Below are 12,409 nucleotides of genomic sequence, written 5' to 3' on the forward strand. Positions count from 1 at the left end.
AAGAAGGAGGACGAACAGCCATGGATCGCCGCGATTTCCTCAAGCTTGCCTCGTGCACGGGTCTCACCCTCGTCGCCCCCTCCGCCTTCGGCGGCCGCGGGTTGGCGGACAAACCCCGCACCTCGTTCGAACCCTACCTGGGCAACCTGTTCGTCAGCGTGAACGCTGGCGGCGGTTGGGACCCGACCAGCCTCTGCGACCCCAAGGGCGCCAAGAGCGAGTCGGATCCGAACCCGATGAACGGCTCGTACCTCACCGATGAGATCGAGCAGATCGGCAACATCCGCTACGCGCCGTTGCCGTACGCATCGCTGTTCAACGACACGGCGATGAACTTGGGCCTGACGTACTCGATGAAGACCTTCTTCGAGAAGTACTACCAGCGCCTGCTCGTGGTGAACGGCATCGACGTCGAGACCAACGGTCACGACACCGGCAGCCGCAACACCTGGTCCGGTCGACTGGGTGAGGGCTTCCCGGCCATCTCGGCCTTCATTGCCGGCGCGTTCGGCAGGGAGCTGCCGATGTCGTTCATGAGCTTCGGCGGCTACGCCGAGACCGCCGGTGTGTCGCCCCGCGTTCGCGCGGCCGGCAACGCCATCAACGTGCTCGGACGTCTGGCCTACCCGTCGCGCATCGACCCGAACAACGAGCAGTCGGGCTTCCACAACGACGCCGTCCAGACGCTCATCGACGAGGCCCAGGCCGGTCGCGACCAGGCCCTCGCCGCCAACCAGGGGCTGCCGAAGATCCGCAACGCCATCAACGCGTTGTTCATCGCGCGCAGCGGCAGCAACGAGCTCAAGCGCCTGCAGGAGTACCTGCCGGAGCAGCTCGAGCAGGGTCTGCGCGGTCAGGCGCAGCTGGCGATCGCGGCCTACCGCGCCGGCATCTGCGTGTCGGCCAACCTCGACGTCGGCGGGTTCGACACCCACGGCGACCACGATGCCAGCCACATTCCGCGGCTGCTCGAGATGCTCGATGGCGTCGACTTCCTCATGGAGGAGGCCGAGCGGCAGGGGGTCGGCGACAAGGTCGTGGTCGCGATGGGCTCGGACTTCGGTCGCACGCCGTACTACAACGGCGGCATGGGCAAGGACCACTGGAACGTGACCTCCATGATGTTCATGGGGCCGAACATCCAGGGCAACCGGGTCGTTGGCTCGAGCAACGAGGAGCACAGCGCGATCGGTGTCACGACGTCGCTGACGCCGGACAACGCCGAGGCCGCGCGCCGCATCCATCCGTCGGACATCCACCACGGCTTGCGCGCCATCTACGGGCTCGCGGACAGCGAGCTCGCCGCGATGTTCCCGCTCGAGCTGAAGGGCGATCCGCTGCCGATCTTCGGCTGAGCCTCACCACGGGGTTCGAGGTCGACGGGCGTCCGGGGCAACCGGGCGCCCGTTTTGTCTTTGGTTCGCAGCGCGGTCGACCGCTCGCGTTATCATCCCGCGAGACTCGCGTACGCGTCGCGTCGTGCGCACCGACCACGACCCGATGGGCTTCTTCTTTCTCTTCGTCGCCGCCTGCGCGGGCTACGGCCTGTTCCGGGTGTTCCGCTCGAGCGCCCGCGACCGCAAGTACCTCGCCGACGCCCGCGAGGAGCTGCCGCTGCAGCTCGATCACCTCGGCCAGTCGCTGCGCGCGCTCGTGCGAGAGACGAGGTCGCTTCGCATCAGCCTCGAGTCGCCGGTGCGTGACGTCGCCGAGCTGCGCATGGGGCAGCTCAACGCAACCGCCGAGGACCTCGACGGCTTCGACACCATGCTGATGAACGTCAGCCGAGCGATCGCGGACTGGTTGGTCGCCATCGACCGGCTCGGTGAGGCCGACCGCGCGACCCTCCACGATGTCGGCGCCAACCCCGACCCGATCCGCAACGCGCTGGCCGCCGAGGGCTATGCATTCGAGCGCCGTCACATCCAGCGCGACGGTGGACCACCGCTCGACGAGCGGCTGCGGGCGATCATGGCCGAGCTCGACAAGTTCGAGCAGGCGCTGCAGACGTCGCAGCGCGTGTATCGGTGAGTGCTGCGCCGGCGTGGCGAGGCGTCGACGCCGGCGGTTCTTCGTGTGACATCCGCCGCGTCGGCGTCCGACGGTGAAGTGATCGACGCCACGCTCGTTGCGAGTCCCCGCGCTGCAACCTGCGTCGGCGTGCAGCGGATCGTTGCAGCTCGCGACACCGATGGCGGGGCGTCGCGTGGTCCCTCGAACTGGGCGAAAAGTGTCGGATCGCCAGCTGCCCGCGCTATCGTGCCCATCCATCCCATCCATCGCGCGGCCCGTGCGAGCCGGCCTGGTCTGGCACGGGCCTCGCTATCCGACACCCATTGACTACGCCGAAGACCGGCCGCGTCAGAGCCCGAGCGCCATGACACCGCTGACCATTTCCATCCTGTTGCTCGTGTGCGCCTTCGTCATCACCGTCGCGTACGTCGCGGTGGACGAGCACAGCTAGCGGGGCGCCCACGGCCGAGGGCGCCGCCGGCGTCCGCAGGATCACAGGACGCCGAGCTGGCGGCCGACCTCGGCAAAGGCGGCGATGGCACGATCGACGTCCGCGGGGCTGTGGGCCGCCGAGAGCTGGACCCGGATGCGAGCCTGGCCCTTGGGCACGACGGGGTAGCTGAAGCCGATGACGTAGATGCCTCGTTCGAGCAGGCGCGCGGCGAAGTCGACCGCCAGGCGTGCCTCGCCGAGCATGATGGGCACGATGGGGTGCACGCCGGGGCGGATCGCGAAGCCCGCGGTCGCCATGCCGCTGCGGAAGCGCTGGGTGTTCTGCTCCAGCTTGTCGCGCAGCTCGGTCGAGGCGGTGAGCAGCTCCAGCACTGCGAGGCTACCGGCGACGATCGGTGGCGCGAGCGTATTGCTGAACAGGTACGGTCGCGAGCGGTTGCGCAGGAGGTCGACGAGCTCGCGACGGCCGCTGGTGAAGCCGCCCGACGCGCCGCCGAGGGCCTTACCCAGCGTCGAGGTGATCACGTCGACACGGGCCATGACGTCGTTGTGCTCGTGGGTGCCGCGGCCGGTCTTGCCGACGAAGCCGGTCGCGTGGCTGTCGTCGACCATCACCATCGCACCGTAGCGCTCGGCCAGATCGCAGATTTCCCGCAGCCGCGCGATGTCGCCGTCCATGCTGAAGACGCCATCGGTCGCAATCATGCGTACGCGCGCGCCCTGGGTCTCGCGCAGCATGCCCTCGAGCTGGTCGAGATCGTCGTGGCGATAGCGGTGTCGCTGCGCCTTGCACAGGCGGATGCCGTCGATGATCGACGCATGGTTGAGCTCATCGGAGATGATGGCGTCCTCGGCCCCGAGCAGGGTCTCGAACACGCCACCGTTGGCGTCGAAGCACGAGCTGTAGAGGATCGAGTCCTCGGTGCCGAGGAAGCTCGCGATCGCTTGCTCGAGCTGACGGTGCCGATCCTGCGTGCCGCAGATGAAGCGTACGCTGGACAGACCGTAGCCACGCTCATCGAGCGCGACGCGGGCGGCCTCGATCACCCGCGGGTGGCTCGACAGGCCCAGGTAGTTGTTGGCGCAGAAGTTGAGGACCTCGCGGCCACCCACGCGGATCGTCGCGCCCTGGGGCGACTCGATCACGCGCTCGTGCTTGTACAACCCGGCGTCCCGGATCTCCTGCAGGATGGCCGCGTAGTGGTCCTTCGCCTGTTCGAACATGCGGCGATGTTAGCCGCCTCGTAGCCCGGTCTGGATGCGGCCGACCGTGCGATCGCTCCGATTGGTCCAGTACAGCGTCGCGTCGTCGAAATCGCCGCGACCGTAGCGCAGCCCGACGAAGCTCGAGTCGGTGGTCCCGACGTCGCTGAACGACCGCGCGATGTCGGTCGCGCCGTCGACCACGTAGTGGGCGACGTGGGCCGCGCGCGCGCCGGGCACCCCGATCCACAGGTTGCCGCCCTCGTCGAAGGCGAGGCCACCGACCTCCTGCAGCGGATCCATGGTGTCGCCGACGTCGACGTAGAGGCTCGGCTCGGCGGCGGTGCCGTCCTGCAGCACGCCGACCCGCCATACCTGCCCAACCGTGCCGACGTACAAGACGTTGGCGTCGGGCCCGAAGCTGAGCGTGGCTAGTCCCACCACCGCCTCGGTCAACACGCGCGCGACACCGTCGTCGACCGAGTAGTAGATGATCTGATTGCTGTCGCGGTTGACCATGAACAGGTCACCGCCGCCGTCCGGGAGCACGCTGCTCACGGGCCCCAGGGGACCGCCGCCCTCGAGCGCATCGACGATGAGGTTGGTCTGATCGTTGGCCGGGTTGTACGCCGAGATCGACTGCGCCGTGGCATCGGCAAGGTAGAGCACGTCGATGTTGTCGTCCTGATCGGCGATGTAGAAGTCGCCGAGCCGCATGCTCGACGGGGCGCCGGCGAGGTCGTAGCGGTTCTGGAACATGCCCTCGGGATCGAACCGCGACAGGAAGCCCTCGCTCGACGCGACCCACAGGTTGCCGGCGCCATCGAAGTCGAGCGCGACGGAGGTGCCGAGCTGCTCGGGATCGGCGACGCCGACCAGGAAGTCCTCGAAGGTCGGCTCGAGGACGGTGATGTTGTAGTCGAAGGTCGCCTCGATCGTGTTTCGCGTGGCGGTGATGCGCAGGCTGATCACGTCGCCGGGATTCGCATCGGCGGGGATCGGCACCTGGATGTTCGCGCCGTCGCCGAGGATCTCGGTGCTCGGGCCCGAGACCTGCGACCAGCTGTACTCGTCGGCGTTCACGTCGACCTGCACGGGCACCACCAGGCCCCCGAGCACGGCGCGGTCGTCCTGGTCGGGATCGAAGGTGGGGCCCGGCTTGCATTCGTTCTCGATGCACTGGAGCGTGCCCTGGCACTCGACCCCATCGAGGCAGGGGCAGTCCTCGCTGCCTTCGATGCACGAAGGATCGGTGGTGTTCGAGCTCGTCGCGGAGGTCGTGGTCGTCAGCGACGTGCTGGCCGACGAGCTGCTCCCGCTGGAATCGGCGCCCCCGTCATCGCCTTGCTCGCCCTCCTTGCCGCACGCGACGACGGTGACCAGACCACAGGACAACAGCAGCAGGCGCGAACGATGCAATCGCGAGGTCATCATGGTTTTCGATCCCAGAACCCATCGTACACGCCGGTGCGCGGGCTCGGAAGGCCGAGCGCGGGGGCGCCGAGGCCGATCGTCAGTGCGGGGCGAGGGTCAGCGCATCGGGTGCGGCCGCCAGTAGCTCGCGCACGCGCGGAACCAGGTCACGCGTCATCGCATCGAGGTCGAATGCGGCCTTCCACCCCCAGTCGGCGTGCGCGTTGCTGTCGTCGAGCGCGCGCGGCCACGAGTCGAGGATGGCCTGCCGCTTCGGATCCGACGCGAACGTGATCTTCACCCCGGGGATCTGCGTGGCCACGCTCGCCGCGATCTCGCTCGCCGGCGGGCTGAACGCGGCGATGTTGTAGATGCTGCGGCGAAGACCCTGCTTGGGTGCGTCGGCGAGCTCGATGAGCGCACGGATGCCGTCGGGCATGTACATCAGGGGGATGCGGGTGTCGGCGCGACAGAAGGCCTCGTAGGAACCCACGCGCACGCCGTCGGTGTACATGAACAACGCGTAGTCGCTGGTACCGCCGCCGGGCAGGCTCGCGCCGATGAGCCCGGGGAATCGCACGCCGCGGAAGTCGAGCCCGAAGCGTCGTTGGTAGTACTCGCCGAGGAGCTCACCGGCGACCTTCGTGACGCCGTACATCGTCGTCGGGCGCAGGGGCACGTCGTCGCCCACGAGCTCGGGCAGGCCGGGGCCGAACACCGCGATGGTGCTGGTGAAGACGAGCTGCGGGATGCCGTGGATGCGGCAGGCCTCGAGCAGGTTGTAGGTCCCGGTCTGGTTGACGGCGTAGGTCGTCTGGGGAATCTGCTCCCCGCGCGCGCTGAGGATCGCCGCGAGATGGTAGACGCGCTGCGGCTGCAGCTCGCCGAGCAAGCGCGCCACGCCGTCGGCGTCGGTGACGTCGAGACGGTGCCACGGCACCGCCTCGGGCAGGCGTGCCGGTCGCTCGGCGACGTCGCTGCCGTGCACCTCGTGCCCGCGCTCGCGCAGCGCGAGGATGAGGTCCGATCCGATCTGCCCGCCCGCCCCGGTGACGAAGATGCGCATGTTCGCCGGCGAGACTAGCAAGCGGAACGCCCGCTGGCGCAGGCGCCCACCGGCCATGTCGCGTGACGCACCGCGCGTGCCGACCCCGCGGCGTGGCCGCGGCCGCGCCAACGCCTCACACGCGAAAGAATGCGTTGCGGTCGGGGCCCTGGTAGGCGCGGTAGTCGATGGGCCAAGGCGTGACCCTGGTCTCGCCCGCCGTGCGCGTGATCGAGACCGCCATCGGTCGCACGTCGCGGTAGTTGCTGTCCTCGGGCAGGTCGTCGTTGGCGACGCCGCCGGCCGAGAACACCGTCAACAGGCGGGTGCTGTCGTTGGGGTAGTGATCGCGGAAGCCCGCGTTGACCTTCTCGTGTCCGCGTACGAGCAGCGCGCAGCCGATCTTCGCCATGAAGTCGCGGAACTGCAGCCGCCCGAACGCGAAGCGCGCGCTGGCGGCCTGCAGCTCGTCGGGCACGCGATCGGCTCGGCTCGGATCGCTCCACAGCATCTGGAAGCGCAGATCGGGGTCGTTGAAGGCCGAGAGGTCGCGCCAGCGATCCCGCAGCGCCGCGTCGCGCGGGATCCCGCCGTGCACGAACATGAGGTTGTCGAACAGCAGCGTGTTGGGGATCTGCTCGAAGAACCGCAGGTAGCGGTGGAACACCTCGTCGGGCACCAGCGGCTGCAGCGAGCTGATGGTGTCGGAGGGCTTGACCCCACCGTACACACGGCCTTGGTACTCGATGTAATATTCGTGGTTGCCGCGCAACACGAACACGTGCTCGGGTACCGTCAGGTAGAGCTTGAGCACCGCTCGCAGCACGCCGTTGAGCGAGAAGCGACCGCGGTCGATGTAGTCGCCCAGCAGCACCAGCCGCACGTCGGGGTTGTTCTTGGGGTCGGCTCGGTAAGCCTTCACCTTCTCCATGAAGCGCGATTGCATCACCGCCGCCTTGAGGCAGCTGTAGCAGCCGTGGAGGTCGCCCAGCACGATCAGCTCGTAGTCATGGTCGGGGCGCGGCACCACGTGGGTGTGGCCGTCGAGGAACTCGTCGCCGGTCAGCTCCTGGACCCGCTGCTTGCCGGTGAGCCGGCCCTGGCCCGCGGCTCGCAGCGCCTCCCACTTGGCCTCCGCCTGGTCGAGCACGCCGACGTCGACGGCGATCTGCGCGCGGATGACCTCGGGGTCGTGCGAGTAGTGATGCTCGAAGCCCTGGAAGAACGGGTGATCGGCGGTCGCGGTCGGCAGCTCGACCGGCCGCTCGATCGCGACCTTGTCGACCACGTCGACCGCGGTGTCCGGCAGCTCCGGCTGACCCAGCAGCGACGCGAGATCGTTGCGGAACTCGACCTCCAGCGGGTGCACGACGCCGTCCGCGTGGATGAACTCGTCGACCATGCCCATGAGCGCTTCGCGGTTGACCGGCGAGAGCGTCCGGAACAGCTCGAAGCAGCGCAGCTTGAGCTTCGTGAGCACGAAGCCCTTGCTGTCCTCGCCGTCGGCCACGACCTCGGACATCAGTGACCGCACCTCGTAGTCGACCTGCTGGAACAGCTCGAGGTAGTGCTCGTGCTGCCGCTCGATCTGTTCGAAGCGCAGCTCGGGATCGAGCTGGCCCTGGGCGTCGACGCGCGCGGTCACCAGCCGTCGGAGCAGCTGCCGAACGAACGACTTCTCGGTCAGATCGAAGTCGTCGTCGATGTAGCCGCACGTCGTGAGGTAGAACAGCACCGCTTCGATCTGCTGCTCTGCGACCTCGGGGTCATCGCTCAGTTGGATCATCGTCCGCCTGGAAGAGGCGCCCTTTGTCGGCGCCAGGGTTCGAGAGTGCCGTTCGCGGTAGTCTATCAGGGCACGCCAGGGACGGCCGGCTCGGGGCTCCCGCGCACGCGTGCGGTGCCGTCCCGCACTCCGCGCGCGCTGTGAAATCGGCCGCCCCGCCGGGCTCGCCGACCCGACGCTGCCAGTGGTGGCTGCACGGCATTTCCGGTAGCCTGCCTGCAGTGCGCGCAAGGGCGTACCAGATCCCATCCGAGGTCTATCGCGAGCTCGAGGCCCAGATCCTCGAACAGCTCCGGGACGGCGATCTGGTGCAGCTGCGTCACCTTCTCGGCGACCACGACCTCGAGATCGAGCTGCTGAGTGGCGAGTGGCGCGTGATGATGTACGAGCTCTCGGACTACTACCAGGTCATCGACCTGCAGCGACGACTCGCGCGCATGGTCGTGGGCCCCGACGAGCTCGCCGATTTCGTGGACGCGCTGCGGGACCCGGGGCGGCTCGAACGGTGGCGGCCGATCTCGTTCGGGCTCGCGGACCTCGCCGATGCGCTGCCCGCCGGTACCGACCTGGTCGGGCTCGTGATCACCGAAGAGGCCGACGACTGGCTGTGGGCCGAGCCGGTCTACGAGATCGTCGCGATCCGGCCGGAGGTGTTCGCGTTGCTCGAGCCGCACATGCGTGCGCTGCTGTTGAGTGGCGACCATGCCGCGCTCGCGCGTCTCGCCGAGGACCACGCCGAGGGTTGCGTGGAGTTCTCGCCCGAGCAGTGGCGCGTGCTGCTGCGACACACCCGGGAGCGCGCGCCCGAGCTGATGTCGGTGTTCGAGGCCAAGCTGGCGGGCCCCGCCGACTACGTGACGATTCGCGAGGCGCTCGAGCTGGTCGCCGATCCGCGCTTCCAGCCCAGCCTCGACGCGTGGCTCCGCGTGCACGCGTCGATCGCCGAGTACGCGCTGTACTTCCGCGACGCGAGCCTCGAGCGGCGCGAGTTCGACGGATCGGGCCTGCATCAGCTGCCGACGCGCAGCACCCAGCCGCTGCGCATCATCCCGCCCGAGGAGCGCGCCGGTAGCGTCGGCGAGCAGCTCGCGGTCACCGGCAAGACGCTCCCGCTGGTGCCGGTCGGGGGCGATCGCAGCGACGAAGGCTCGTCGGGCTCCTGACGCGCGGCGGGTGTCAGGCCCAGTGCAGCTCGGGCAGCGCGTCGACCGTGCGGTAGCGACGCTTGTCGTCGAGCTCGACGCGAGCGGCGGCAACCTCGGCATCGTGGGTGAAGAACACCCAGCCGTGCTCCACTCGGATCTGCTCGAGTAGCGCCTGCTTCTCGTCGATCAGCAGCTCGGGGTAGCGGTCGTAGCCCGTCGTGATCGGTAGGTGCACCCACGGCGCGCCGGGCACGAGATCGCCCATGAACGTAATCGGGCCGTGCGGGGTTGCGACGCGCGTCAGCAACAGGCCCGGGGTGTGGCCGTGCGAGATGCTGAAGCTGTAGTCGTCGCCGAGCACCCGTGAGCGCTCGCCTTCGACGATCTCGAGCCGGCCGGTGGCCTCGAGCAGCGGCTGCAGCTCGGGGATGAACGACGCACGATCGCGGGCGTGCGGCGCGTTGGCGCGGGCCCACGCCTCGCGGCCGACGACGACCTGTGCGCGGTCGAACACCAGCTCGGGCTGGCCACCGTCGCGCCACGGTGCCAGCAGGCCGCCGGCATGGTCGAAGTGCAGGTGCGACAGCACGATGACATCGACATCGGAGGGCGAGAGGCCGAGCGTGGCCAGTGAGTCGAGCAGCACGTGGCGATCTTCGACCACGCCGAATCGTTCGCGCAGCGCGGGCTCGAAGAACGCGCCGATGCCGGTCTCGAGCAGGACGTTGCGGCCGTCCTCGCGCACCAGCATCGCGCGACAGGCCAGCGCGATGCGGTTGCGCTCGTCGGCCGGGCACCACCTCGACCACACCGCCTTGGGTGCGTTGCCGAACATGGCGCCCCCGTCGAGCTTTTGCGTGTTGCCTTGGACGCTGTCGACTCGCATGCGGCGACAGGGATAGCACCTTCGTCGCCGGCGGTCGAAGTCGCCCCGGTCACGGCACCGATTCGGAGGACGAGTCGAGCGCGCTCAGGGCAGGTCGGCACCCGCGGCATCGGCGGTGCCCTCGACGTTCGGCCGCGCGTCGCCGTGGAAATCGACCGACGGATCGCCGGCGAGCCATACCGCGGCGGTGAGTACATCGGCGGGTGCCGACGCCGTGAGTGACAGATCGCCGCCGCCGTAGTTCGCGAACCACGTGGTGTCGAAGGCTGGCAGCTCGACGTTCGCGGTGCCATCGAGCGTCTCGGGGGCCGCCGAGGTCTCGAAGGTCGCACCATCGCAGTTCACCGCTGGGCTCGACTGGCTGCGGACCAAGAACGAGTTGCGCACGTTGGTCGTGAAGGCGCCCTCGCAGTAGAGCGCGTTGGCGTTCATCGCTCCGAGCGTCGAGTACACCACGTCGAGCGTGCTGTCGGACACGACGACGCCGGCGGTGGTGAAGCCGCTCATGACGAACGAGCTGCGGATCTGCCCGGTCGCGCCACCGACAAACGCCACCGCGCCGTGGTCGTTGGTGAAGAACTGCATGCGATCGAGGTAGAGCGCGGCGCCATCGGCCTGTAGCGCCTCGAGGCCGCTGTTCAGGTTGAGGGTGACGCGCAGCGACTGGAGGTACGCCTCGGCGCCGTTGTCGACCACCAGGTGCGCGGTGCCTTGGTTGTCGACCCACGTGACTTGGGCGTCGTCGTCGGCCGCGAGGATGGCGACCTGGCGATCGCCGGTGACGAGGATGCTGGGCTCGCTGTACGAGCCGGCGTCGACGAGCAGCACCGCCTCCTCGCCGTCCATCACGGACGCCACCGCCGACGCGATCGTCGTGAAGGTCTGGGTCGGTCCCACGTGGATCACGCTGGTGGGCGCGAAGCAGGCCCCGGTGTAGATGTGGCACGCGGCGCCTGGGCACTGCTCGTGGAAGGTGCAGCCCACGCACGAGCCGATGTCGGCATCGCACAGCGGCACCGTGCCCTCGCAGGCGTTGGTGTTGGTGGCCGAGCACTCGACGCAGTGCCCGCTGTCATCGCACGCGGGCACGTTGGCGTTCTTCTCCTCGCATTGTTGGTCGCTCGAGCAGCCGACGCAGCTCCCGTCGACACAGACGGGGCTGTCGGGGTCGTTGCAATCGATCGACGAGTCGCACTCGGCCTGCGAGGTGGTGCTCGATGACGCGTCGGTCGAGTCGGTCTCGCCCGTCGTCGTCATCGTGGTGGTCACGGTCGGATCGGTGGTCGAGCTGTCGGCCTGCGACGTGGTGCTCGCGGAGGTCGAAACCGTGGTCGTGTTCGCACCAGTCGAACCACCGCTGCTGCTCGAGCCCTCGGTGTCCTGCACGACGTCTTCGGCGACCGGGCAGCCGGCAAGACAGACCAAGATCGCGACCGAGGCGGGCGACGAAACGTTCATGCGCATCTACAGGCTCCTGCGGGTAGGCCACGGAGTGTAGCCCACCCGCAGTGCGGGCGCGCGGTCGACCCGCGCACGCCAACTTTTCTTGCGTCACTTCGTCGCCAGGCTGCGTCGTGGGGGGCTGCATGCGATCGTCCATTTGGACCACTCACCGCGCCCCCTCCCACTGGCTCCGCCTCGTGCCCGTCGTGGTCGCGGCCCTGTCCGTCGTCGCGTGCACCACCGACGACGGCAACGACGACGGTGGCGACAGCGGTGGCGACGCATCGGGTCAGAGTTCCGTCACGCTCGGCAGCGCCAGCCAGGGCCCCACCGGCGACGGCTCGGCGAGCCAGGGCTCTGCGAGCGACGGCTCGGCGAGCCAGGGCTCTGCGAGCGACGGCTCGGCGAGCCAAGGCTCCGCGAGTGATGCGTCGGCCGGTGAAGCCTCCGCGGGCGATGGTTCCGCGAGCCAGGGCTCCGCGAGCGACGCGTCCGCAAGCGCCGGCGACTCCGCCGGCACCTCGGTGGTCGACGCCTGCGATCACGCTGTCACGGGCAGCGACGACGTGCAGGCCTGCATCGACGCCGCGAATGCAGCCCTCGGCGACGCCGTCGCCCTCGTCGACCACTGCTACGACGCCGTGACGGGCGACGAAGACGTGCTGGCGTGCATCGCAGCGGCCGCGCCCGCGGCGTGGGACGCCAACGAGCTGCCGAGCGAGTGCTACGACGCGGTGACGGGCGACGAAGACGTGCTCGCGTGCATCGTCAGCGCCGCGCGACCCAGCTGGACCGCCGTCGCACTCCCGAGCGCCTGCTACGACGCGGTGACGGGCGACGAAGACGTGCTGGCGTGCATCGACGCGGCGTCCTACGCGATCGCCGACGGCGTCGGGCTCGTGCTCGACTGCGACGACGCGTTCCTCTCGGACGAGGACGTGCTCAACTGCGTCGCGAGCGGGTGACGGCCGCGGGTCCACGCGGGGAGGGGGTGGCCTTGCCCCGACTTCGTGACACGCTCG

General features: G+C 69.0%; 11 protein-coding genes. 5 read left to right on the plus strand and 6 right to left on the minus strand.

The window, feature by feature from the left end; genetic code table 11:
- The first annotated feature begins 20 nt into the window (after positions 1–20).
- The 3 genes from IPH07_39345 to IPH07_39355 all read left to right on the plus strand — a co-directional run bounded on the left by IPH07_39345 (position 21) and on the right by IPH07_39355 (position 2,464).
- On the plus strand, positions 21–1,355 hold the full coding sequence (locus IPH07_39345) for a DUF1501 domain-containing protein (GenBank protein MBK6923510.1): 1,335 nt from the start codon (positions 21–23) through the stop codon (positions 1,353–1,355).
- A 124-nt stretch (positions 1,356–1,479) separates the two neighbouring features.
- On the plus strand, positions 1,480–2,031 hold the full coding sequence (locus tag IPH07_39350; GenBank protein MBK6923511.1) for a hypothetical protein: 552 nt from the start codon (positions 1,480–1,482) through the stop codon (positions 2,029–2,031).
- Between the two features lie 259 nt (positions 2,032–2,290).
- On the plus strand, positions 2,291–2,464 hold the full coding sequence (locus IPH07_39355) for a hypothetical protein (protein ID MBK6923512.1): 174 nt from the start codon (positions 2,291–2,293) through the stop codon (positions 2,462–2,464).
- 41 nt (positions 2,465–2,505) lie between these two features.
- On the opposite strand, the gene kbl is transcribed toward IPH07_39355, so the two are convergent.
- The 4 genes from kbl to IPH07_39375 all read right to left on the minus strand — a co-directional run bounded on the left by kbl (position 2,506) and on the right by IPH07_39375 (position 7,913).
- Complete coding sequence (kbl, locus tag IPH07_39360; protein MBK6923513.1) at positions 2,506–3,690, minus strand: glycine C-acetyltransferase; 1,185 nt, start codon at positions 3,688–3,690, stop codon at positions 2,506–2,508.
- Positions 3,691–3,699: 9 nt separating this feature from the next.
- The gene (locus IPH07_39365; protein ID MBK6923514.1) at positions 3,700–5,103 is read right to left on the minus strand and encodes a hypothetical protein; all 1,404 of its coding nucleotides are present in this window, start codon (positions 5,101–5,103) and stop codon (positions 3,700–3,702) included.
- A gap of 79 nt (positions 5,104–5,182) precedes the next feature.
- Positions 5,183–6,148 carry an NAD-dependent epimerase/dehydratase family protein gene (locus IPH07_39370; GenBank protein ID MBK6923515.1) on the minus strand — a complete coding sequence of 322 codons (966 nt, stop codon included), beginning with the start codon at positions 6,146–6,148 and terminating at the stop codon, positions 5,183–5,185.
- Positions 6,149–6,263: 115 nt separating this feature from the next.
- Entirely contained in the window at positions 6,264–7,913 is a 1,650-nt protein-coding gene (locus IPH07_39375; protein MBK6923516.1) for a serine/threonine protein phosphatase, read from the minus strand.
- A gap of 221 nt (positions 7,914–8,134) precedes the next feature.
- Here IPH07_39375 and IPH07_39380 point away from each other — a divergent pair, with 221 nt between their 5' ends.
- Positions 8,135–9,076 (plus strand): hypothetical protein, encoded by a 942-nt coding sequence (locus tag IPH07_39380; GenBank protein MBK6923517.1) that lies wholly within the window; start codon positions 8,135–8,137, stop codon positions 9,074–9,076.
- 13 nt (positions 9,077–9,089) lie between these two features.
- On the opposite strand, the gene IPH07_39385 is transcribed toward IPH07_39380, so the two are convergent.
- Both IPH07_39385 and IPH07_39390 read right to left on the minus strand, forming a co-directional pair.
- On the minus strand, positions 9,090–9,944 hold the full coding sequence (locus tag IPH07_39385) for an MBL fold metallo-hydrolase (GenBank protein MBK6923518.1): 855 nt from the start codon (positions 9,942–9,944) through the stop codon (positions 9,090–9,092).
- Positions 9,945–10,028: 84 nt separating this feature from the next.
- Positions 10,029–11,402, minus strand: a complete 1,374-nt coding sequence (locus tag IPH07_39390) for a hypothetical protein (protein MBK6923519.1) — start codon at positions 11,400–11,402, stop codon at positions 10,029–10,031.
- A 191-nt stretch (positions 11,403–11,593) separates the two neighbouring features.
- Between IPH07_39390 and IPH07_39395 the strand changes: the two genes are divergently transcribed.
- Positions 11,594–12,352: a hypothetical protein gene (locus IPH07_39395; protein MBK6923520.1), complete on the plus strand. Its 759-nt coding sequence runs from the start codon at positions 11,594–11,596 to the stop codon at positions 12,350–12,352.
- Positions 12,353–12,409: the final 57 nt, after the last annotated feature.

This window comes from Deltaproteobacteria bacterium (assembly GCA_016709225.1).
GTDB classification, from domain to species: Bacteria; Myxococcota_A; Polyangia; order Nannocystales; family Nannocystaceae; genus Xiheibacterium; species Xiheibacterium phototrophicum.